Source organism: Cellulophaga sp. HaHaR_3_176 (assembly GCF_019021925.1).
Classification (GTDB): Bacteria; Bacteroidota; Bacteroidia; order Flavobacteriales; family Flavobacteriaceae; genus Cellulophaga.
In genome coordinates this window covers 383,925-408,370 of record NZ_CP058990.1, presented here as the reverse complement: position 1 = coordinate 408,370, position 24,446 = coordinate 383,925, and the positions used below count along the sequence as shown (strand labels likewise).

The 24,446-nt window shown below is 30.6% G+C and carries 25 protein-coding genes; 13 read left to right on the top strand and 12 right to left on the bottom strand.

Annotation, left to right across the window (positions count from 1 at the left end; all coding sequences use genetic code 11):
- Positions 1–252: 252 nt before the first annotated feature.
- The 9 genes from H0I23_RS01840 to H0I23_RS01805 all read right to left on the bottom strand — a co-directional run bounded on the left by H0I23_RS01840 (position 253) and on the right by H0I23_RS01805 (position 8,767).
- Positions 253–1,143, bottom strand: a complete 891-nt coding sequence (locus tag H0I23_RS01840) for a tyrosine-type recombinase/integrase (RefSeq protein WP_216784782.1) — start codon at positions 1,141–1,143, stop codon at positions 253–255.
- A gap of 106 nt (positions 1,144–1,249) precedes the next feature.
- Positions 1,250–1,444 (bottom strand): 30S ribosomal protein S21, encoded by a 195-nt coding sequence (rpsU, locus tag H0I23_RS01835; RefSeq protein ID WP_216784781.1) that lies wholly within the window; start codon positions 1,442–1,444, stop codon positions 1,250–1,252.
- Positions 1,445–1,572: 128 nt separating this feature from the next.
- A complete protein-coding gene (locus H0I23_RS01830) occupies positions 1,573–2,739 on the bottom strand; it encodes an acyl-CoA dehydrogenase family protein (protein ID WP_216784780.1) in 1,167 nt (388 codons plus the stop codon).
- Between the two features lie 12 nt (positions 2,740–2,751).
- Complete coding sequence (locus H0I23_RS01825) at positions 2,752–3,624, bottom strand: helix-hairpin-helix domain-containing protein (RefSeq protein ID WP_216784778.1); 873 nt, start codon at positions 3,622–3,624, stop codon at positions 2,752–2,754.
- A gap of 11 nt (positions 3,625–3,635) precedes the next feature.
- Positions 3,636–5,720, bottom strand: a complete 2,085-nt coding sequence (locus H0I23_RS01820) for an amino acid carrier protein (protein ID WP_216784777.1) — start codon at positions 5,718–5,720, stop codon at positions 3,636–3,638.
- 87 nt (positions 5,721–5,807) lie between these two features.
- Complete coding sequence (locus H0I23_RS01815; RefSeq protein ID WP_216784776.1) at positions 5,808–6,815, bottom strand: TrkA family potassium uptake protein; 1,008 nt, start codon at positions 6,813–6,815, stop codon at positions 5,808–5,810.
- A 2-nt stretch (positions 6,816–6,817) separates the two neighbouring features.
- Entirely contained in the window at positions 6,818–7,045 is a 228-nt protein-coding gene (locus H0I23_RS16730) for a PspC domain-containing protein (protein WP_254073636.1), read from the bottom strand.
- Positions 7,046–7,054: 9 nt separating this feature from the next.
- Positions 7,055–8,335, bottom strand: coding sequence for a DUF2851 family protein (locus H0I23_RS01810; RefSeq protein ID WP_216784774.1), 1,281 nt, complete (start codon positions 8,333–8,335; stop codon positions 7,055–7,057).
- Positions 8,336–8,455: 120 nt separating this feature from the next.
- Entirely contained in the window at positions 8,456–8,767 is a 312-nt protein-coding gene (locus H0I23_RS01805; RefSeq protein ID WP_216784773.1) for a rhodanese-like domain-containing protein, read from the bottom strand.
- A 223-nt stretch (positions 8,768–8,990) separates the two neighbouring features.
- Here H0I23_RS01805 and H0I23_RS01800 point away from each other — a divergent pair, with 223 nt between their 5' ends.
- The 13 genes from H0I23_RS01800 to H0I23_RS01740 all read left to right on the top strand — a co-directional run bounded on the left by H0I23_RS01800 (position 8,991) and on the right by H0I23_RS01740 (position 20,375).
- On the top strand, positions 8,991–9,437 hold the full coding sequence (locus tag H0I23_RS01800) for a MarR family winged helix-turn-helix transcriptional regulator (protein WP_216784772.1): 447 nt from the start codon (positions 8,991–8,993) through the stop codon (positions 9,435–9,437).
- A gap of 37 nt (positions 9,438–9,474) precedes the next feature.
- Positions 9,475–10,056, top strand: a complete 582-nt coding sequence (locus tag H0I23_RS01795) for a YceI family protein (protein WP_216784771.1) — start codon at positions 9,475–9,477, stop codon at positions 10,054–10,056.
- A gap of 244 nt (positions 10,057–10,300) precedes the next feature.
- Positions 10,301–11,698 (top strand): anthranilate synthase component I family protein, encoded by a 1,398-nt coding sequence (locus H0I23_RS01790; RefSeq protein ID WP_216784769.1) that lies wholly within the window; start codon positions 10,301–10,303, stop codon positions 11,696–11,698.
- Between the two features lies 1 nt (position 11,699).
- The gene (locus H0I23_RS01785; RefSeq protein WP_216784768.1) at positions 11,700–12,263 is read left to right on the top strand and encodes an aminodeoxychorismate/anthranilate synthase component II; all 564 of its coding nucleotides are present in this window, start codon (positions 11,700–11,702) and stop codon (positions 12,261–12,263) included.
- Between the two features lie 59 nt (positions 12,264–12,322).
- Positions 12,323–13,318: an anthranilate phosphoribosyltransferase gene (gene trpD / locus H0I23_RS01780; protein WP_216784767.1), complete on the top strand. Its 996-nt coding sequence runs from the start codon at positions 12,323–12,325 to the stop codon at positions 13,316–13,318.
- 1 nt (position 13,319) lies between these two features.
- Positions 13,320–14,111, top strand: coding sequence for an indole-3-glycerol phosphate synthase TrpC (gene trpC, locus H0I23_RS01775; protein WP_216784766.1), 792 nt, complete (start codon positions 13,320–13,322; stop codon positions 14,109–14,111).
- Positions 14,112–14,113: 2 nt separating this feature from the next.
- On the top strand, positions 14,114–14,788 hold the full coding sequence (locus tag H0I23_RS01770; RefSeq protein WP_216784765.1) for a phosphoribosylanthranilate isomerase: 675 nt from the start codon (positions 14,114–14,116) through the stop codon (positions 14,786–14,788).
- Entirely contained in the window at positions 14,785–15,966 is a 1,182-nt protein-coding gene (gene trpB / locus H0I23_RS01765; RefSeq protein ID WP_216784763.1) for a tryptophan synthase subunit beta, read from the top strand. Before H0I23_RS01770 ends, trpB begins: the two co-directional genes overlap by 4 nt.
- A 22-nt stretch (positions 15,967–15,988) precedes the next feature.
- Entirely contained in the window at positions 15,989–16,750 is a 762-nt protein-coding gene (trpA, locus tag H0I23_RS01760) for a tryptophan synthase subunit alpha (protein ID WP_216784762.1), read from the top strand.
- A gap of 147 nt (positions 16,751–16,897) precedes the next feature.
- A complete protein-coding gene (locus tag H0I23_RS01755; protein ID WP_216784761.1) occupies positions 16,898–18,394 on the top strand; it encodes a M20/M25/M40 family metallo-hydrolase in 1,497 nt (498 codons plus the stop codon).
- A gap of 96 nt (positions 18,395–18,490) precedes the next feature.
- Positions 18,491–18,631: a hypothetical protein gene (locus H0I23_RS01750; protein ID WP_216784760.1), complete on the top strand. Its 141-nt coding sequence runs from the start codon at positions 18,491–18,493 to the stop codon at positions 18,629–18,631.
- A 275-nt stretch (positions 18,632–18,906) separates the two neighbouring features.
- Positions 18,907–19,389 (top strand): DM13 domain-containing protein, encoded by a 483-nt coding sequence (locus H0I23_RS01745; protein WP_216784758.1) that lies wholly within the window; start codon positions 18,907–18,909, stop codon positions 19,387–19,389.
- Between the two features lie 122 nt (positions 19,390–19,511).
- Positions 19,512–20,375: a hypothetical protein gene (locus H0I23_RS01740; protein ID WP_216784757.1), complete on the top strand. Its 864-nt coding sequence runs from the start codon at positions 19,512–19,514 to the stop codon at positions 20,373–20,375.
- Positions 20,376–20,380: 5 nt separating this feature from the next.
- On the opposite strand, the gene H0I23_RS01735 is transcribed toward H0I23_RS01740, so the two are convergent.
- The 3 genes from H0I23_RS01735 to H0I23_RS01725 form a co-directional block, all read right to left on the bottom strand.
- Positions 20,381–21,037 carry a uracil-DNA glycosylase family protein gene (locus H0I23_RS01735; RefSeq protein WP_216784756.1) on the bottom strand — a complete coding sequence of 219 codons (657 nt, stop codon included), beginning with the start codon at positions 21,035–21,037 and terminating at the stop codon, positions 20,381–20,383.
- Positions 21,034–21,678 (bottom strand): hypothetical protein, encoded by a 645-nt coding sequence (locus H0I23_RS01730; protein WP_254073635.1) that lies wholly within the window; start codon positions 21,676–21,678, stop codon positions 21,034–21,036. Before H0I23_RS01730 ends, H0I23_RS01735 begins: the two co-directional genes overlap by 4 nt.
- Before the next feature lie 195 nt (positions 21,679–21,873).
- A complete protein-coding gene (locus tag H0I23_RS01725; protein ID WP_216784754.1) occupies positions 21,874–24,420 on the bottom strand; it encodes a phosphoenolpyruvate carboxylase in 2,547 nt (848 codons plus the stop codon).
- Between the last annotated feature and the right edge of the window lie 26 nt (positions 24,421–24,446).

The window sequence follows — 24,446 nt, the reverse complement described above, 5'->3', positions numbered from 1 at the left end:
TCAAAACACCAAAACTAGCTTACTACAATAAATTCATTTCTAGCAACATAGACTTTTATTATACATAATAAAAACCCTTTTCGCTTTATTTCTTTCAATTTTAAAATATATACCACATCAAATCATTTTATTATAAAATAAATTTAAATGATTTAATTTATTTTATAATAATTCAAGCTCACACCTAAATAACAACCACAAAATACCGTATTTACTTTAAGTAAAATTAAAAAAAGCATAACTAATATTTTATCATTTTTTATTTCTCGGATGAGACAAAAGGTGAACTTTTTTCAACTCAGCAATACTATTATGAGTATAAACCTGCGTCGAAGCCAAACTAGCATGCCCCAACAATTCTTTTACAGAATTTAAATCAGCACCTTTATTTAATAAATGCGTAGCAAAAGTATGACGAAGGATATGTGGACTTTTTTTTACCTTAGATGAAACTAAACCTAAATAATGGTTAACAACTCTATAAACAAGAGTTTCATAAATCTTATCTCCTTTTTTTGATAAAAAAACAAAATCTATTTTTTCCGAACCCTCAACCCCCCTTCTTTCTTGAAGATATAAAGCAAATAATTTTTTAAGAGAACCTAGCAATGGCAAAACGCGCTCTTTATTTCTTTTCCCTAAAACCTTAATCAAACCTTGATCAACATCTAAATTACTGAGTCTTAAATTCACCAACTCCACCCTTCTTATACCTGTAGCATAAAGTAACTCTACAATTAACTTATCACGAACTCCTTCAAAATTTTCCGGAAACGGAATCTCAAATAGAATTTTATTCATTTCATCTTCCGAAAAGGGAATTTCTATTTTTTTTGGAGTTTTTAAAGACTTATGCTTTAACAAAGGACTAATCTCAATCTCTCCTATTTTCTGCAAAAATTTATAATACGCCTTAAGCGAAGATATTTTCCTATTAATTGTTCTATTTGAGTGTTTTAAATTAACCAATTCCACAATCCAACTTCTAACAACCGTATAATCTACTTTATCAATAACAGCTTGCTTAAAATTTTCGCTACAAAACAAAGCAAATTCCTGAAGATCTGCATGATAAGCAACTACTGTATTTTCAGCATATTTTTTCTCTAAAGAAAGGTATGTAACAAAAGAAGAGACACTCATAAAGTAAAGTTATAATATATACCACACTTTTAAAAAATTAAATTGAAAACAAAAAAAAGCCTTGCAATAAATGCAAGGCTTTAATATTATAATATATTACTGTAAATTATATTTCTTCTTGATCTCTTAAACCTTGAATATAATGTGCTTTCTGAATCTGAGCTCTACGCTCTACAGAAGGCTTATTAAATTGTTGACGCTTTCTTAATTGACGCATTGTTCCAGTTCTATCGAACTTACGCTTGAAACGCTTTAATGCTCTATCTATGTTTTCTCCTTCTTTTATTGGTATAATTAACATGGGCTAAAACCTCCTCTCTTTAGTGATTAAGGCTGCAAATATAATATTTTTTATCGATTAACAAATATAAATTCAAAATAAAATTCATGTTTTATTTGCCAAAACACCTCAACACCCTATCATTATTACTATTCTACTGTTTTATATTCTTTTTTATCTATAATAATTTTAGATAAAATTTCTTTTAAAATCTCTGAAGTTCCTCCTCCAATAGGCCCAAGCCTACTATCTCTCAAAAGTCTAGCCATCGGATAATCTTCCATATAACCATAACCCCCTAAAAACTGTAAACACTCGTAAATAGCCTTATCTGCCATTTCAGTAGATTTCAATTTTGAAATTGTAGCCTCTTTAACTACATATTCCCCTTTATTTAATCTATATGCCACTAAGTAATTATACTCTCTACAAATTTCCATATCAGCATAAAGATCTACAAATCTATGCCTTAAAGCCTGATATTTATTTATAGCATTACCAAAAGCATGACGCTCAGACATGTATTGTTGAGCATAATCTAAAGCATATTCAGCACGCGCATGAGCATTAACACCCATTATCAACCTTTCCAATGCAAAATGCTCCATTATATAAGAGAATCCTTTATTTTCTTCACCCATTAGATTAGATGCTGGTATCACAACATTATCAAAAGCAATTTCCCCTGTATCAGAAGCACGCCATCCTAATTTGTCTAATTTTGTAGCCGAAACTCCATCTGTATTCTTGTCGATTATAAAAATACTTATCCCTTTATTTCCTAATTCTGGTTTAGTTTTAGCCGCAACTATCATATAATCACAATAAACTCCATTTGTTATAAATGTCTTTGATCCATTAATAACATAAGTATCTCCGTTTTTTTCAGCATTAGTTCGCATACCCGCAACATCACTACCTCCAAATGGCTCTGTAATACACAAACAGCCTATTTTATCACCAAGAACACTTGGCGTCAAATACTGCTCTTTGATTGCCGAGTCAGCCTCTTTGTTTAAATGAGTCATTGCTAAATACGAATGCGCCCATATAGCAGCCGCAAAACCTCCTGAATTAATTTTCTGAAGTTCTTCTAAAAGAATTACTGTATAGAACAAATCTAACCCTAAACCTCCATCTGCTTCTGCTGTAGCAAGCCCAAAGTACCCCATGTCTCCAAACTTTTTCCAAATAAAACGTTCGATAGTTCCAGTTGCCTCCCATTTATCAATATGAGGAACAACTTCTTTTTTCAAAAAATCTTTCAAGCTTGCTCTAAACAACTCATGTTCTTCAGTGAAGTACATACTTTTCATAGGTCTTTTTTTTTATAAAGCCAAATATAAAGATATTCTATTAATTTTTTCTGAAGGAAATCCCTCTATTTTCGACAATTCCTCAAAAGATGAAAACCCATTATTTTCCTCTCTGTATTGAACTATTTTATTAGAAAGAATATAATTTAAATATAAATTTTTAGATAACTCTGATGCTGAAGATGTGTTCAAGTTAATTTTAATGATATTGGGTTTCGTTATAATTTTAAATTTCTGAAGTGTTTTTTCGACTACTTCAGGTTTTAAACCATAAACATCATATAATTGATCTTCGACCAAGAACCCCCCTAGCCTATCTCTAAACTTAACAATTCGCAATGAAAGTTTATCACCTATACCGTAAATAGTTTTAAAATCTTCTGACGAAGCTTTATTAATATCCTGTTTTATTACTAAACTATTCTTATTTTGAGCTTTAGAAGTATTATTTTGTTTCGTATTATATTTTTTGAATGTTTTCCATTCTGGAAATTTAAAAAAAGGAGAGATTATATTTAATAAAGAATCTGAAACCCTTGTAACTACTTGAAACTCTAAATTTGAATTAACAAATTTATTTTGACTTCTATATTTGTGAAGCCTTTTTATTTCCTTAACAGACATTCCTAATTTATAACCTTTATAATCTGAAATATAATTAGGGTTGAACGGAAAAAAAGATTTTCCATCTTTCTCCTTGTTTTTCTTTAGAAGTAAGACTCGTTTTTCAACTTCTTGATTTAAGACAAAGCTTGAATCATTATCTGTCTTATATGATTTATAAGCATAATAGCCTAATTGTAAAAATATTATTATGCCTAATAAAAAGAAAATCCCACTTCGTTCTTGTTTATCGAACTTGAAGTGGGATTTAAATTTATTCATGATTTTATTTATTATTTAGCAGCCTCTTCTTCTCTTTGTCTTCTAAATAATTGATTTGATTTTAATTTTATCAAATACTCCTTTAAATCTTTTTTAACCTCACCAGACATTATATAAAGTCCTATAATATTAGGGAAAGACATTGCTAGAATCATCATATCTGAAAAATCTAATACAGCTCCTAAACTTACAGATGCACCTATTACAACAAATACTAAAAAGAACATTTTGTAAATAAACTCAGTTCTTTTACTCTTTCCAAAAAGGTAAGTCCAAGCTCTCATTCCATAATAAGACCAAGAAATCATTGTAGAAAATGCAAATAAGAAAACTGCCAATGCCAATACATATGGGAACCAAGAAATTTGACTACCAAAAGCATCAGATGTTAACTGAGCACCCGCCATACCTTCTACTTCATGCATACCCGTAAATATCAATACTAAAGCTGTTAGCGTACAAACAACAACAGTATCTATAAAAGGCTCTAATAAAGCAACAAAACCCTCTGATGGCGGATGATTTGTTTTTGCAGTACTATGCGCAATAGCTGCTGAACCAACACCTGCCTCATTAGAGAAAGCTGCCCTTTGAAAACCTATGACTAACACCCCAATTACACCACCTCTTAATGCAGAAGGACTAAAAGCACCATCATAAATAGCTGAAAAAGCTGGCCCTATATTTTCTATATTCATTATAATAACCGCCAATGCAGCTACGATATATATCGATGCCATTACAGGAACTATCTTCCCTGTTACATTTGCAATACTATTAATACCACCAATAATTACAACACCTACTAGAATAGCTGTTACAATACCGAACCAAAAACCATTACCTTCTAATACAGGAAACTGACCTGCTAACTGTTCAAAAGATTGATTTGCTTGAAACATGTTTCCACCTCCAAAAGAAGCACCTACAGCAAGAACCGCAAATAAACCTGCAAGAACTTTACCTAAGCCTTTCATATTTCTTTTTTCTAAACCGTAACGCAGATAATTCATTGGCCCTCCAAATACTCTTCCATCAGGAAGAATATCTCTATATTTTACACCTAAAGTACATTCTACAAATTTTGAAGACATACCTAACAAACCACATACAATCATCCAAAAAGTTGCTCCTGCCCCACCAAGTGATACTGCAACTGCAACACCAGCAATATTACCCAAACCTACAGTACCTGAAACAGCAGTAGCTAATGCTTGAAAATGTGTTACTTGCCCTGGTGCATCTGGATTATCATATTTACCTTTTGCTAAATCAATTGCATGACCAAAACCTCGAATATTAATAAAGCCCATTCTAATAGTAAAGAAAGTAGCCCCTAATACTAACCAAATAACAATAAAAGAAATTGGTTTAGTAACAGGATCTCCGTTTGGATGTGTCACAACCACTGGAGTATCATAATTTATTTCTGCAAAAAAATGAGCCCCTTGCTCAATAATATGCTTTTGATTTTCGGAATTGTAAACTACACTACCACCAGCCGTTAACTGCTTTAAGCTTCCTTTAGCGTTTGCTTTTACCGTTTGCTCTTTACCTGCATTATTAATTAAAACAGCTATATCGTCACCTTTCTCTACTTTAGATCCATCAGACTTAAGCCATTTTTTAAGAGTAAATTTATCTTTTAAACCAGGATACCAGTCAGGAACACCAACTCTTTTTAGATCTGAATAAACAACAGGATCGTAAAGACCTAATGCCGCAAATGGGTCCCAAAACAAAACAGACCCCAAAGCATTTACTGCTGGAGTCATTGTTCCGTTAAAAATTTCTGTAATAGCATCCGCTTCTACAGCAAAAACCTTGGTGACCGCTTTACCGTCAGAATCAGTAACCACAACTGTATAAGGAACTCCTTCAACAAGCCCTGTAGACTTATTTGAAGTCAATGGTGTATTTTCATTACTCCATTTATAACTATATGGTTCAACACCACCTGTTACTTTCAAACTAATAACACCATCATTGATAGTAGTGGATGGGTTTAAAACTTTTCCTTCTACATCAAAATCCTGAGCAAAACTTGAAAATGATATTGAAATTGAAAGGAAAAGAAAATATAGGTACTTCTTCATAGTAAATTTAAATTATTTATAATTAGTCTAGTCGCTAGCAATATCCTAAAAAAAATCAACGCAATCAAGTAAACCGTCGAAATATCATCAAACAATATGAAACATTTCGTTTAGTTTCCTAATTTGTTCTGGCCTCCCTAAAACTATTACCTTACTTTTTGGCTGCAATCTTAAGTCTGCTTCTGGGTTTATAATATATGTACCATCCGGAGCAATATACCCTATTATTGTGCAACCTGTTTTTCTTCGTAAATCTAAATCTCTTAATGAGTTACACTCTACTTGATCAGCAAAATCTTCAATTGCAACCTCTTCTAAATTGGTAGTATGTTCCCCTTCTATAGAAAGCTTATCCATGAAAGTAATCAAATCTGGCATCACTACTAGCGAAGCCATATGATCACCTCCTATTTTATCTGGCATGATAACTTTATTTGCACCTGCAAGAACTAACTTTTTTTGTGATGTTGCTAATGATGCTCTACTTATGATAAATAAATCTTTATTCATTTGCCTAGCTGATAAAACAACAAATAAATTTGCAGCATCATCAGGCAAAGCTGTTATTAAAAATTGAGCTTTTGCAATTCCCGCTTCATGTAACACATCATCATCATTTGCATCACCTTCTACAAAAAGCAAATCATTTTCAAAACGCTCAATAACCTCTTTATCTTTTTCAATAACAACAAAAGGTTTTTTATAAGCAGTTAAACGTTCTGAAGACTGTTGTCCGTTTCTTCCAAAACCACAAACTATTACGTGATTTGACAACTTACTTATCTTGTTTTTCACTTTTTTCTTTTTTAATAATTGTAATGAATTTCTACTTAATATATACTCTGTAACTACCGATATAGCAAAAGCAAAAATAAAAACACTTGAAATAATAAGGAATACTGTGAAAATTTTTGATTCTGTATCTAGCGGTCGTACTTCTGAAAAGCCAACGGTTGTAACCGTAATAATTGTCATGTAAAAAGCATCTATCCAATCATAATCAGATATGAACCTATAACCCAAAACACCAAATGTAAGCACGAAGCTCATTAGAAAAAGTGCTAAATAAATTTTAGACCTAAATAGTTTTATCATTGTTACAAATCAAATACAGAAGTTCTTTTAGTATATACTAAGTCTTTTATTCGCAACCAAAAAAAAACAAACAAATACAATGCAAAGCCAAAACCAAGAGTTACAAAAGTTAAATATATAAATGATGTCCGCACTATTCTTGCTCGTATACCTAATCGTTCTGCTATTCGCCCGCAAACCTCAAAGCCACGCTTTTGAAAAAAATATAAAATATGATATAATAATTTCATCAGCTAAAATTACTTATTATCCTTTAATAAACTACTACCTACGGCACATTGTAAACATTTATTTTTTGTACAATATTCATTATACATTTGTAAGGTAGCCTGACTATCCATTGCACTATTAATTAAGACACCCAAAGTGTTGAAGTTACTTATTACACTATTATTTTCTGCTTTAATTTCAGAAATAATACTCACAACCTCTTCATCAATAGAAACCCCAATATGTTTTGCATAACAAACTTTTAAAGGTAAGATTGTATTTATAATAAGTAAGTCTATAAAATTCTTCGTTAATCTTTTTATGTTTTTTTTTGATTCTTTACCAAATGTAAAATGATTATCCCAATACTTACTAGCTGTCACCTCAAAAAGATCATAAATATCTTCAACCGTTTTAGCTTCTATAAGTTTTGAAAATAAGTTTTGATGCTTGTGATAAACACTTGAAATTTGTGATAAACGTATGGTAGGAAAATTTGGAGGCCTTAATTTAAAAAACTCAGGCTTTAAAACACCTTCTTCTTTTAAATCAAATTTTGTTTTTAAATATTTATATTCTTTTTTTAAGTTGATAAAATACAGATCTAAATACTCATCATTTAAAAGGCCTGACAAACCAAACAGAACACTTTCTAATTGCTCTTTATTTCCACTAACCTTCCTAATAACCGAAAAAGGTAGGTTTGCCGCTAAACTATAAAAAGAATCTGAATTTACTTTTGACCCAAAATTCTTAAACAAAAGTATAAAAAGTACTTGTTCCCAATTATTCTGATTTTGGTTTAATAGATCTGATACTATTTTTGATTTGCTTTCTAATCGCTCAAAGTAAAGTCTATCTAACCAGTTTTTAAGAAAAAAAGAATCGAACGAATTTATCTTTTTTTCACAATTAATAAAGGTTTTTGTTTTTGTGTCAAATAAATCTTGATAAGAATTTAAAATTTCTGCTGAAATATAATTTTTAAGTTCTAAAGTCGGAATTCTTGAATTGTCTTTTCGATAAATAAAAACATCATCCTCCCAAACAACATGAAGAATTACATTATCATAATTACTGTCTTTTTCATGACCATGTACAAACCAATCTGATGAATTCACATGGAGTTCAATATTACCAGCCCAAAGCTGTTTTCCTATTTTAAGTTTTGCATTGAAAAAATCTGGTCCTTCATTAAAGTTGTGTGTACCGACAGTAAGCACTTCAAGATTTTCATTTTGAGTGGTAATTAAATTTTGTATTTGAAGTTTTTTATACTTCCATACAAAATGAAGTAAATCTTCACGCATTTTTAATTGTTAAAGTCCATCAAGATAAACATTTAAAAATATCCTTTAAAAAATAAAGCTCAATAAATATCTTAGATACTTATTGAGCTTTAATATTACTTGTATGTATAAGAAAATTGCTTACTCAACAACCTCACCTTGCCAGTTCATAAAACCGCCTTCTAAATTATAAGCATTTTCAAAACCAACACTATTCATTATTGCACAAGCTTGTCCACTTCTAGCTCCAGATCGGCAATACACATAATAGTTTTTAGTTTTATCTAATTTTTCTATTTCATCTAAAAACCCTTGTCCTAAGTGAATATCTATGTTTGTAGCATTTGGTATATAACCTTCTTCTACCTCTATTGGTGTTCTTACATCTAAAATGAAAGCATTAGTATCTTTTTCTAATTGCTCTTCCCATTCGTTTTGTGATAAATCTGCCATATAAAAAATTTTAGTTTTCAAAAATAGTGCATTATTTATTCAAAACCTTACACTCCGCTTTTTAAGATTATAACTTAAAAATTTAAATTATTAGATACAAGAAATAATTACTCAAACAGCAAATCTATTTTAAAACTTAAAATTTTAACAAAACATTAAAAGCCATCTAAATTGAGTATTGAAAAAACAATTATACATTTGTATATACAATTATTGTACAAACATGAATGTAGAAGAAATTATAAAAACCGATAAAGATTTACCTTTAGAAAAAAGAACTATTCTTCATTTAGGTTTAGTTACTAATAAGGTACAAGAAATAATTACGACTACACTAAAGCCTTACGATGTTTCTACTCAACAATTTAATGTTTTAAGGATTTTAAGAGGCCAGAAAGGCAAACCGGCTAATTTAAGTACACTTAACGAAAGGATGGTTACTAAAATGAGTAACACGACAAGATTGGTAGATAAGTTAATGCAAAAAGGCTATGTTAATAGAATAACCTGCCCTAGTAATCGAAGAAAAATAGAAATAAATATCACCAATGAAGGCGAAGCTATTCTTTTAAAGATGGACAAAGACATAAAGTTATCAGAAGAAAAAATCCTTAAAAAATTCGACAATAAAGACTTAAAAGAATTAAATAATCTTTTAGACAAATTTTAAATATCACTATAAAAACAATTAATTAAAAATTACAATTATGAAAAGAAACACATTAAGTTTAGTATTCGCTTTAGTATTCGGAGCAACCGCTTTTGCAACTACACCTGTTGAAAGAGATAAAAAAGAAATTAAAGTAAGTGAAAGTTCTGTTGTTTGGAAAGCTTACAAAGTAACAGGTTCTCACGAGGGTACTATTGATTTAAAAGAAGGTTCTTTATTATTTGATGCAGGAACATTAACTGGTGGTGAATTTGTAGTAGATATGACTACAATTGTCACTACAGATTTAAAAGCTGGTGAAGGAAAAGAAAAATTAGAAGGTCATTTACATTCTGATGATTTTTTCGGTACAACAACTCATACAACTTCTAAAATAGTTTTTACTAGTATTAAAGCTACTGGAAAAAACTCTTATGAAGTAATTGGCGACTTAACTATAAAAGGTAAAACCGCCCCAATAACTTTTGATGTTTCTGTTTATGGTAGTAAAGCAACTGCTACTTTAAAAGTAGATAGAACTAAGTATGATGTAAAATATGGTTCTGGTGCTTTCTTTGATAATTTAGGAGATAAAACTATTTACGATGAATTTGATTTAGTAGTAGATTTAGAATTTTAATTCTACATTAAAAAAATAACAAAACCTCACTAGCCTGTTAATTTAGATAGTGAGGTTTATTTTTTTATAATTTGATGTTTGTTATCTTAAAAATGATTTCTATCTTTGATACCAATGAAAAATTTAACTGTAAATACATGGTGGTGGAATAACTTACGAGAAAACGCGTGAGCAAAGCACCATTGTATTAAATTATATAAGGCTTGTCATCACGACAAGCCTTACTTATTTTATAGAACTAAAGATGAAGTACCAACTTAAAACACATTTCAAAAAAATACTTGCCGATACCATTACACCGGTTAGTGTATATCTAAAAATCCGCGACCGTTTCCCTAATAGTATTTTACTAGAAGGTAGCGACTATCACGCCAACGATAATAGTTTTTCTTATATATGCTGTAACCCTATTGCATCAATAAAAGTTGAAAATGAAATAATAACTCAACAATTCCCTGATGGAACTACTGAAGTTATTTCAATTGACAAATCGGTTGATGTTGTTTCTATCATAGAAGGCTTCAGTAAAAGATTTGAAGCTGATGATAATGGCTTTAAATTTATTGACAATGGCTTATTTGGCTACATGGCCTATGATGCTGTCCGTTATTATGAAGATGTAAAGCTTAGTAAAAAAGATAACTCTGTAGCTATACCTGATATATACTATGCTGTTTATAAAAACATTATAGCAATAAACCATTTTAAGAATGAAGCATATCTTTTTTCTAATTGTTATAAATCTGAAAGTAATATTTCAGAAATAGAACAGATACTTAATGTGAAAAACTTTGCATCATACAAATTTAATTTAGATGGTAAAGTTGCCTCCAATTTAAAAGATGAAGATTTTAAAGAACATGTAAAGCTTGCTAAAAAACACTGTCAACGTGGTGATGTATTTCAACTTGTATTATCACGTAGATTTTCACAAGGTTTTAAAGGTGATGAATTTAATGTATACCGTGCATTACGATCTATAAACCCATCTCCATATTTATTTTATTTTGATTACGGTGATTTTAAAATTTTCGGTAGCTCACCAGAAGCACAATTAATTGTAAAAGATGGTTCTGCTGAAATACATCCAATTGCTGGCACATTTAAACGTACAGGTAATGATGAGCAAGATGCTATTTTAGCAAAAGAATTGACTGAAGATGATAAAGAAAATAGCGAACACGTTATGCTTGTCGATTTGGCTAGGAATGATTTAAGTAGAAACGGTAATATGGTTAAAGTTGCTAATTACCGAGAGGTTCAATTCTTCTCACACGTAATACACTTAGTATCTAAAGTTATCGGTCAAAAGAAAAAAGATATACCAACAATGAAAGTTGTTGCTGATACTTTCCCTGCAGGAACTTTAAGTGGTGCACCTAAACATATGGCGATGAACCTTATTGAAAAATACGAAAAAACAAGTAGAGGATATTATGGTGGTGCTATAGGTTTTATGGATTTTAAAGGAAACTTCAATCATGCTATAATGATAAGAACCTTTTTAAGTAAAAATCATAGTTTACATTACCAAGCTGGTGCAGGTATAGTTGCCGCATCAAACGAAGAAGATGAGTTACAAGAAACATACAATAAACTAGGTGCATTAACTAAAGCGCTTGAAATTGCTGAGACCATATAACATGAAAAAAATATTAGTTATAGATAATTACGACAGCTTCACGTACAATTTGGTTCACTATTTAGAGGATTTAGATTGCGAAGTAACGGTAAAAAGAAATGATCAGTTAACTTTAGAAGAAGTTGATGATTTTGATAAAATTGTTCTTTCTCCTGGCCCAGGAATACCTGACGAAGCTGGTTTACTAAAAGCAATTATAAAAGAATATGCACCTACTAAAAAAATATTTGGTGTTTGTTTAGGTCAACAAGCAATTGCTGAAGTTTTTGGTGGTTCTTTAGAAAATTTAGATAACGTTTATCATGGTATTGCTACCAAAATAAATATCGTAAAAGACGATGTTTTATTTGAAGGCTTACCAAAAGAAATAGAGGTTGGTCGCTACCACTCATGGGTTGTAAATGCTAATTTACCTGATAGTTTAGAGGCTACTTCTTTTGATGCAAACGGACAAATAATGTCTTTAAGACATAAAATATATGATGTTTCTGCTGTACAATTCCATCCAGAATCTGTTCTTACTCCTCTAGGAAAAAAAATACTAGAGAACTGGGTGAAAAGTTAATAGCTTAAAAATAGTAGAAAAAGAATAAAAGAGAATATTGAGTATAAGGAATAGGAATTATGAAAGACACACTAAACAGACTAATTAATCACGATGTTTTACCTAAAGAAGATGCTAAACGCATTTTAGTAAATATTGCTAAAGGTGACTATAACACTAGCCAGATTGCCGCTTTTTTAACAGTATATATGATGCGTAGTGTTACTATTGATGAGTTAGAAGGTTTCCGTGATGCTTTATTAGAATTATGCTTGGCTGTCGATTTATCTGCATACAACCCTATCGACTTATGTGGTACTGGTGGTGATGGTAAAGACACTTTCAATATATCAACATTAGCTTCTTTTGTTACTGCAGGAGCAGGAATAAAAGTTACTAAACATGGTAACTATGGTGTTTCATCTAAATGTGGTAGTAGTAATGTAATGGAATTTTTAGGTATCAAGTTTAGCAATGATGTTGGCTTTTTAGAAAAATCTATTGATGAAGCTGGTATTTGTGTGCTTCATGCTCCCCTATTTCACCCTGCTATGAAAAATGTAGCTCCTATTAGAAAAGAATTAGCAGTTAAAACATTTTTTAATATGTTAGGTCCAATGGTAAATCCTGCATTCCCTAAAAATCAAATGGTAGGTGTTTTTAATTTAGAATTAGCCAGAATGTACGGATATTTATATCAGAATACTGACAAAAATTTTACTGTACTGCATGCACTAGATGGTTATGATGAAATATCATTAACAGGTAATACCAAAACAATTTCTAACAAAACAGAAAGCATGCTTAAGCCTTCAGATTTTGGAGTGAATGCTGTAACCATGAGTCAGATTGCTGGCGGTGATAGTATCGAAGAGTCTGCTCAAATATTCTTAAACATATTAAAAGGTAAAGGTACCGAAGCTCAGAACAATGTAGTTTGTGCCAACGCTGGTATTGCAATTGCTACTGTAGAAAACTTGAGTCCGATTGAAGGTTTTGAAAAAGCTAAAGAATCGTTAGTGAGTGGAAAAGGACTAGCAGCATTAAAAAAATTACAAACACTAAGTGCTTCATAAAATGAATATTTTAGATAAAATAGTATTTGACAAACGCTTAGAAGTAGATTTAAGAAAATCATTAATACCTGTTTCTCAATTAGAAAAATCTGTATTGTTTGACAGACCTGAAAACTCCTTAGCTAATGCATTAAGAAATAGCACCTCAGGAATTATTGCAGAGCACAAAAGACGATCGCCTTCTAAATCAGAAATAAACCAAAGCTTAAATGTACAAGATGTAGCATTAGGCTATGAAAATGCAGGAGTTTGCGGAATGTCTGTTTTAACCGACGCTAAATACTTTGGAGGCTCGCTTGATGATTTAATTATCGCTCGATCAGCAACCAAATTCCCTCTTTTAAGAAAAGAATTTATTATAAATGAATATCAGCTATTAGAAGCTAAAGCTTATGGTGCTGATGTTATTTTATTAATAGCAGCAATACTTACTAAGCAAGAAATAAAAAAGCTATCTGAATTTGCTAAGAGTTTAAATTTAAATGTATTACTTGAAGTACATAATGAGGAAGAATTGCATAAATCGATAATGCCAAGTTTAGATATGTTAGGTGTTAATAATAGAAATTTAAAAACTTTTGAAGTTAGTTTAAATACTAGTAAATCACTTTCAAAAATAATTCCTGATGATTTTGTAAAAGTTTCTGAGAGTGGAATAAGCTCTATTGAGGCTATTAAAGATTTGAAAGCTTATGGTTATCAAGGTTTTTTAATTGGAGAAAATTTCATGAAAACTAATAACCCTGGTGAAAATGCCAAAATGTTCATTAATCAATTAGAATCTAATTTATAAGTATGGCTGCTTACAATTACACTGTTAAAGATGATGTACCAACAACTTTAGAGAACAATACCATAAAGTTGAAAATTTGTGGTATGAAATTAAATACAGCTAATGTTGCAGCATTACAGCCAGATTATTTAGGGTTTATTTTCTGGGAACATTCAAAAAGAAACTTTACTGGAGATTTAGAAAGTATACCGCATCAAATTAAAAAAGTTGGTGTTTTTGTAGATGCTACGCTTGATGAAATAAAAGAAAAAGTAAAAAAATATAAACTTCTAGCGGTCCAGCTACACGGAAAAGAAACTCCGGAATTTTGCGAAAAATTAAAAAATGACCTTAAGAAAATTCAAATAATAAAAGTATTCTCCATTAAAGATGAATTTAACTTTGATGTTTTAAAACCTTATGAAGCTATTACTGATTTTTACCTATTTGATACGAAAGGAAAATTACCTGGAGGAAATGGTTATACATTTAATTGGGATGTTTTAAAAAGTTACCCTTCTAAAAAACCTTATTTTTTAAGTGGTGGTATCGGATTAGGGGAATTAGATCAATTAGAATTGTTTTTAAAAATACCAGCTTCAAAATATTGTCATGCTATTGATGTGAATAGTAAATTTGAAATTGAGCCTGGTCTAAAAAATATTAATTTATTGCAAGCATTAAAAGAAAAGCTATGAATTACAATGTAACTGAAAAAGGATATTACGGAGAATTTGGTGGCGCCTACATCCCCGAAATGTTATATCCTAATGTTGAAGAGTTACGCCAAAACTATTTAAAAGTTATGGCTGAACCTGAATTTAAAAAAGAGTTTGACCAACTATTGAAAGATTATGTTGGCAGACCTTCTCCTTTATATTTCGCAAAGCGATTATCAGAAAAATACAATACTAAAGTTTATTTAAAACGAGAAGATTTAAACCATACTGGTGCACACAAAGTAAACAATACTATTGGTCAAATTTTAATGGCTAAGAGGTTGAAAAAAACTAGAATTATTGCTGAAACTGGTGCAGGCCAACATGGCGTTGCTACAGCTACAGTTTGCGCTTTAATGGGTATGCAATGTGTTGTTTATATGGGCGAAATAGATATCGCTCGCCAAGCACCAAATGTAGCTCGCATGAAAATGCTAGGTGCTGAAGTTAGACCTGCACTATCTGGCAGTAGAACATTAAAAGATGCTACAAATGAGGCTATTCGTGATTGGATCAATAACCCTGTAGACACACATTATATTATTGGTTCTGCAATTGGACCACATCCTTATCCTGATATGGTAACAAGGTTTCAGTCTATAATATCTGAAGAAATAAAATGGCAGTTAAAAGAAAAAGAAGGCCGTGAAAACCCTGATTATGTAGTTGCTTGTATTGGCGGGGGTAGTAATGCTGCAGGCACTTATTATCACTTTCTTCATGAAAAAGAGGTTGGTATTATTGCTGTTGAAGCCGCTGGAAAAGGAGTTAATTCTGGAGAAAGTGCTGCTACATCGGCCTTAGGTAATGAAGGTGTTATTCATGGTTGTAAAACCTTGTTAATGCAAACTAATGATGGACAAATAACAGAACCTTATTCTATTTCAGCAGGATTAGATTACCCTGGTGTTGGACCGATGCATGCACATTTATACAAAACTGGCAGAGGCGAATTTTATTCTGCTACAGATGATGAAGCTATGATATCTGGCTTAGAACTAACAAAATTAGAAGGTATTATTCCTGCAATTGAAAGTAGCCATGCTTTGGCAATTTTTAAACATAAAACTTTTAAACCAGACGATGTAGTTGTTATAAGCTTATCTGGCCGTGGAGATAAAGATTTAGATAATTATATAAAATATTTCAACTTATAAATTATTTTTAAGAACAAATAAGATGAACAGAATAAATCAAAAAATGCAGGAGAATAAAAAACTCCTTTCTATATATTTCACAGCAGGTTACCCTTCTATTAATGATACTGTTAAAGTCATTCAAGATTTAGAAGCTAGTGGTATAGATATGATTGAAATAGGATTGCCTTTTAGTGACCCATTAGCTGACGGGCCTACAATACAAAACAGTTCTACGATTGCATTAAAAAACGGCATGACAACCAATTTACTTTTTGAGCAGTTAAAAGACATCCGAAAATCGGTTTCGATTCCCTTAATACTGATGGGATATTTTAACCCAATGTTACAATATGGTGTTGAAGCTTTTTGTGAAAAATGTGCAGAAATTGGTATCGATGGTTTAATTATGCCCGATCTTCCTTTAGATGTTTACCAAGATGAATATGAAGCTATTTTTAAAAAATACGATTTAAAAAATATCTTTTTAATTACTCCACAAACAAGTGATAAACGTATCAAACAAATAGATGAAGCTTCTGATGCCTTTATTTATATGGTAAGTACTGCAAGTGTTACAGGCTCTAAGTCTGGCTTTGGTGATGAACAAACAAAATATTTTGAACGTATTGCATCTATGAAACTTAAAAATCCACAAATTGTTGGGTTTGGTATAAATAATACAGATACTTTTAACCGAGCAACTAAATATGCTAAAGGGGCTATTATTGGTTCCGCATTCATAAAACATTTAACAGAAAACGGAGTAAAGACTATTTCTAATTTTGTGAAAGAAATTCGTTAAAAACTGTTACATAAGTAATATGAAAATCCATTTTTGATTTAACATTCAAGAATGGATTTTTTTATGTTAATACAGCAATAAAAGGTACTGTTCTAATAAAAATCTCATACATTTAATTTTACTTTTCAAAAAAACTAAAACATCAAAATGAAGAACATTTTAATTTGCCTTTTTACTATGGCAAGTGTTGTTATGAGTGCTCAAGAAAAAGCTCAATTACAGTCTCAAATTAAACATAGTATTGACGAAATACGAGATTTTGCATCTATCCCAAACAATGCTTCTGACCATGCTAACATCAATAGAAATTTAACCTGGTTAACTAAAAAATTTACAGAAAGAGGTTTTAATACTTCTATTTTACCTACTACAGGAGAATCATTGTTTTTTGCAACGTTACCTATTGTTGAAGGAAAATCTACAATTCTTTTTTATATGCATTTTGATGGTCAACCTGTAGACGCATCAAAATGGACTCAAAAAAATCCCTATGAAGTTATTTTAAAATCTCCTGATGCTGATGGCTTTAAAAATGAATCTTTTGAAGATTTAAACAAAAATTTTAATGAAGAGTGGCGTTTATTCGGCAGATCAACATCTGACGACAAAGGGCCCATTGTAATGTTTTTAAATGCTTTTGATTTATTGAAAAAAAACAACATTGAACTTCCTTTTAATGTTAAAATTATTTTAGATAGTGAAGAAGAAAAAGGCAGTAAACCTTTGCCGAAAGCTGTTAAAGAATATAGAGAACTTTTAGAAGCTGATTTTTTGATTATCAATGATGGTCCTGTTCATAGTTCAGGAAAGCCAACTATAATTTATGGTTGTAGAGGTATTACTACTATGAGCCTTACGACATATGGACCAATAAAACCTCAACATAGCGGTCACTTTGGTAACTATGCTCCAAACCCTGCTTTACAATTATCTCAATTATTAGCAAGCATGAAAAACAATGATGGAAAAGTCATTATAAATGGATATTATGACGGTATTGCTATTGATGAAGAAACCATGAATATTCTAAAAAACGTACCTGATGAAGCTACTATTATCAATAAAAATTTACAAATACACGCTCCTGAAAAAGTTGGCACATTTTACCAAGAGTCTCTTCAATATCCATCTTTAAATATTAGAGGACTATCTTCTGGATGGACCGGTGAAGAGGCAAGGACTATTATTCCTGAAATTGCTACTGCTGAACTTGACATACGATTAGTACCAGAAACTGATGGTGCTCGATTAAAATCTCTTATAAAAAAACATATTGAAACACAAGGGTATTTTATAACAGTAAAAGAACCTACTACTGAAGAACGTTTAAAGTATAATCGTGTTATAAAAATAACTGAGACAGATGTAACAGATGCTTTTAGAACAGACCTGAACAACATGTATGGTAATTTTATTTTAAGTAATTTGGAAAAGGAATTTAAAGATGACGTAGTTCAAATTAGACTTATGGGAGGTACAGTACCTATTGCTCCTTTTATTAATGAATTAAAGATTCCTGCATTTATAATTCCAATGGTAAACCCTGACAACAATCAACATAGCCCAGACGAAAACTTAAAAATTAGTCAGATTGGTTATGGCATTCGTACTTTTTACAGCTTATTATCGACTCCTTTAAATTAGTTTAACAAGCTTATAACAAAGCTTTACAATTGCCTTAACGGAGAAAAAAGCATCTTCTTCATATCTTGGTATTCAAATATAAAAAAAGATATAACTATGGGAATTATAGATAATAAAAGGTTGAAAAGAAAAGTAAAACAAACAAACCCTACAAACCCAACTGGCAACACAAGTCAAAAAACAAATAAGTTTGACATAGAAAAACAAACTATAAAAAACCAACAAAACAAAAGATAGTTTATTATGTTGTTTTTTAAAGCCACAATTTCATATTTGAAATTGTGGCTTTTTTTATTTAAAGAACGCGCTATTTAATATTCACCTCACTTATCAATTAATTTTTAACTTTAAAACATTTCAATTACAGCAAGATAGCTACTCATAATTCTTTCTTTATATTTCTGTGATATTTCCGTGATTTATTACCTATAAGTTTGTCGATGTAAGATTGGAAGAGGCAATTAACTCTACCAATTTAAAAAACAATTTAATTAATTATAAAGTAAATTATTATGAAAAAAGGATTTTATTTAATCTCTAAAGTAGCATTTGTATCAATTTTTATGTTAACAGTTAGCTGTTCTGATGATGATAACGAAACTGAAACAATAATAGAAACAGTAATCGTTGATTCATCTTTACCTAATGGAGATTTAACTGTAGTAAGTGCAGGTAGTTTTGTTGCAGAAAACGGAACACCAACTGCTGGTACCGTAGAAGTAGGAACAGATACTGATAGTTCTAATTTCGTTCATTTTGGAAGTGACTTTACAACAGAATTAGGTACTGGTACTGTAGGTATCTTTTTATCTACATCTTCAGTATATACTCCAGACCCAGGAAATGGAAACCCAGAACTTATGTTGATTGGTAACGTAAGTGCCAATGGTGAAAAATTCATCAAATTAACTGAAGCTCCTGACGCAAAATATACTCATATAATTTTATGGTGTGCAACAGCTAACATTCCTTTCGGAAACGCTGAATTAAACTAATAATATAATTATAAACACCCTTAAAGTAAGCTTAAAACTTTTTATATGTTTACACAAGGGTGTTCTATTTTTTAAGTCTAAAGTAATTGACTTTATACATACAAAACGCAAAAAAAGCAGAAATGAAAAGAAACATATTTTTAATAGCCTTTATGTTATTCTTAATAACATTTAAAATTAACGCACAAAGTGGTTGGACTAGAGAAGCTAAAGGTTTTTATGGACAACTTACTGCTTCAACTTTTTCTTCACACAATTATTACACGACCACTGGGTCACTTTCTGATGAAGGTAGCACATTTAATACCCATAATATTTCTTTATACGGTGAGTATGGCATTACAGACCGTTTAACTACAATTTTAGATGTTCCTGCTGTTGTTTTGAATAGCTTTAGCACAACAGAAACTGTTGCGGGCATCGGTAGTGTTAAACTTGGTTTTAAATATCGCATATTTAAGGAAACACCTATTGCTATACAGGTTGATTTAGATATACCAACAAACGATGGTGTAAATTTTGCAACTGCAAAACAACCTGATGATTTTGGGCAAATTAATACTATAAACTTACCAACCTCTGATGGTGAATTTAATATCTGGACAAATTTAATTGCATCACATTCTTTTCCTAATGGAAAAACATATGGAAGTATTTACTCTGGAGTAAATTTCAGAACAGAATCATTTAGCAATCAAATACAAGCAGGTGCTGAATTAGGTCATTTATTTTTAGACAAATTTTATCTTATCGGAAAACTTAAAATACAAGAAAAACTATCTTCAGGTTCTGATAATAATCAAAACTCTTCATTCTTATACGGAGAAGGCACCACTTTTACTTCTTTTGGTTTTAATGGTGTATATAAATTTAATGAAAAATATAGTCTTGTAGCTGCATACTCAGACTATACGGATATTTTAGTTAATAGAAAAAACATATATGACGGTGCAACATTCTCTCTTGGGTTAGCTGTTGAATTTTAGTACGATTAAAAATAATTTTTATACTGTAAAATCCGAAAATCAATAGTATTGAATTTCGGGTTTTTATTTTTCATCATCTTATATGCATCTAAACTACCTACTGCCCTATTTGCAGCACCTGAAGGCGCCGTTAAAGAAATTGTTTTGACAACTCTACTGCCTAATTTAAACTGATGTATACGAGGTACTATACCTGACACCACTTCTAATTTAATTTGATGTTCTTTTAAATGTTTTCTGAAAAAATATTCAGGGCCATTTTTACTATTACCTCCTGTAAATAATAAGGTATCGACTTTTGTAAATTCTTTTATATAGCCAATTAAATTGCGAAGTCTAATATTTTGCATTCCCAAATCAGATGCGTCAATTTTTGAACGCTCTGCGCGCTCTACAATATCGCAAATACCTATTTTTCTATTTCTTAAAAATTGCTTGCGTTGTTCAATTGCTGTGTACGTTGTTTTAAATTCTAAATCGAGATTAAAAATACGATCTAAAATAGGCCACAATTGACCATCTCTACTACCATAGCAAAAATTGACATCACCTTCTTTTAAATCTCCTGAAGTAAACCTTGGTGGTGGTAATGTGCCTACAATTAATTTTGTTGCTTCTTTAAATAAAAAAGGTTCGTATGGGTGGATGTGTTTAAATATCATGAAAAGCTCTCTAACAATTCTTTAGCACTTCTAATCAATACTTTATTTTGTTTAAGATTTTGTTTAGACATTCCTTCTGCTTCAACTAAAATTTCATTCAAAATTAATTTTGCTTGATCTAATTTTGAGTTTCTTATATAAAACTTACTTAGCTCAAGTCGCTCTAAATAGTTAGCATAAGGAGCATCGAATTGATTGAGTATCATTTCTGACTTTTCAATATCTCCTAATTTCTCAAGAGCTAAACTATAATAAAATGCTCCTTTAGATTTTTTAAACTTAATATCATCAGTAACTCTTTCGGCATACTGTCTTACTTTTTCATAATCACACTTTTGGTAATAAGCTTCTATCAGTTTTGAAATTACATGGTAATCGTTATAAAACATCTCTTTTAAAGAACTTTCATAATTTAAAATAGCATCATTTAACATATTACTCTCTAAATAACAATCTGCTAAGGCAACTTGGTTTTTAAATGTATTTGAAAATTTAAATTTTTTCTCTAAATCTTTTATTTTTTTCGTGGGGTTTATAACTGCCGTAAAACCATCTTGTACTTTATCAAGATCTTTTTTATTAAATACATTCATAAAAAGGTACAACAAAGCCCCTACTAAAGGAAGAAAAATGATTGCCATAATCCAATAATAAGAATTACGATTTGTGTAACAGTGATATACACAAAATATTTGCAAAGCAATACCTAAATAATATAACATAGTCAAATTTATCAATTTTCTTAATCTTACCAAAATTCAAAAAAGAGTATAAAAAAACCTGTACTCTATAAAAGAGTACAGGTTTTTATAACGTATTATAAATGTATTTTATACTTAAGCTGAATTACGACTCGCGTTAATATTACCGTAAAGAGAACGAGTTACAATTTTTTCATACAACTCTTTAAATGAAGAATCTTCACCAATTTTCTGTAATGCATATTGTTGAATTACTAAAAGAGGTAGAACAATGTTTTCGCGAATTTTAATAGATTCACGAGAAATAGCTTCCTGCTCCATTAATATTTCCATTCCTGAAATTTCTAAAAGCATTGCTTTAGATAAATCGTATTCATTTTTAAGAATCACCCAGAACTCTCCATACTCAGGATCTTCTTTCATATATGCTGTCAACTCAAAATAACATTTTGATAAAGCCATCATACTATTAGACATTAATGCTCTAAATACTGGAACATTTTTATATAGACCTTTTACCTCTTCCATTCTGCCCTCATCCTTTATTGCCTTGATAGCGGTACCTAAGCCAAAGTAACCTGGAACATTTTGTTTCAATTGACTCCATGAACCAACAAATGATATAGCTCTAAGATCAGAAAGTTCTAATTTTGCCTTATTACCTCTTTTACCAGGTCTACTACCAATATTTGCTTTCGTGTAATATTTAAGCGTACTCATATTTTCTAAGTACGACATAAATTTATCATGATGCTTAAGGTCATCATACTTTTCAAAACTCAATTCAGAAAGTTGCTCTATTAATTCTCTTTGACTTGTTGTAATAACATTATCATCGCCATAAAAATTATTAGATAATCCTGCTGTTAAAAGTTGCTCACAATTATAAATAAATTGTTCTTTAGTACCATATGTACTCGTAATCGTCTGCCCTTGTATTGTTAATTGAATTTCGTTGTTTGCTATATCTTTTGTTTGCGCAGCATAAAAACGGTGTGTTTTTCCTCCTCCACGTGCTGGTGGTCCACCACGACCATCAAAAAATATTGCTTTTATATTATTTTTATCACAAACACCTGATAAACTTTCTTTGGTTTTTAAAATAGACCAGTTAGCTTTTAAATACCCTCCATCTTTTGTACCATCAGAAAACCCTAACATCATTGTTTGTTTTTCAGAACGTTGTTTTACATGTGCCATATATTCTGGCATATCAAACAATTGTTGCATGATACCTTCTGACTCATCCATTCCTTTCATCGTTTCAAAAAGAGGCACTATGTCAAAACTTATTTCTTTTTCATCCCAACCACACCATTTGAATAATGCAAAAACAAACAATACAGAAAAAATATCTTCAGAGTTACTAATAATGTAACGATTACAACCTTCTTCTCCATTCTTTTCTTGAATCGATTTTAATTGCAAAACATTCTTAATAGTCTCATTTGTAATTTCTTCTTTATAATCACCATTTTTCAAATCGATATTTTTATGTAAAAGAATATCAATTAATTCTGCTTCCGAAAGCTCATCTAAACTTTCTTTTATAAGGTTGTTTTTAGTTAAAACCTCAGTAATAACTTTTATATGCATACTATGATCTTGACGGATATCAAGCGTCGCAAAATGAGTTTTGAAGATTTTTACTTTATCTATAAAATAGTCTAATTCTTCTAAATATAAAGAATGATATTTTTCTACTAATACAATTCTTATTTCATTTAAAGGTCCTATTATATCTTGATATCCTACGCGTTTGTTTGGATTAAACATTGCAGTATATAAATTAGATCTCAATTTATTTATATCATCTTGCAACCCACTAAACGTAAGTCTTTTTTGAAGTTTTTTAAGATCATTATAATAACATTTCATTAATGTAACACGAAGCTCATCAGCCACGTCATTGGTGATGTCTGCTGTTACAAATGGGTTTCCATCACGGTCTCCTCCTGGCCAGAAACCTAGCTTCATAATATTATAATTCTCAAATTCAGAATTATTAATATTTCTTTTCAAATAAGCGTATAACTCCCCAACAGCGTCATAATATACATTTCTTAATATATAGATGATATTTTTAGCTTCATCTAATGGTGTTGGTTTTTTAGAATTGATCAAAGAAGTAAGTCCTAATTGCTGTAAAGCAATATCTATATCATCTATCCTATCTTCTAAAATTAATGTTCTCAATTCTGAAATAATATCTAATACAGCTGGAGTATAAAATTGTGTAGGGTGAGCTGTTAGTACTAAACGAGCACTAAAATTAGATAAATGATCTGAAACTTTATCCCAACTTTTATTTTTATCAACTAATTCAGAATAATCTTTAATTGCTAAGTTATTACTGTGCTTGTACAGTTTAGGAAATGCGGCATCTTCAACACTATCGTATAATACCACTTGGCGCTCTACATACTGTATAATACGAAACATAAAATCTATTCGATCCTTTTCTGAATCTATAGTCATAAAATTCTCAAAGAAAGCTTCTAAAATTTCTTTTGGATTTTGACCTGATTTTAATCCTTTCTGACATTGATCTAACATTAAAGGAATTACCATACCTACATTCTCAATATGTCGATAGGGTAAGTTTAAAAATAAACTATTATAAACATTAAATTTATTATTAACCGATTTTTTAAACTCCTCTAACCGTTGTATTTCTTTCATATGTTTTATGATTACTAAATCTAAAA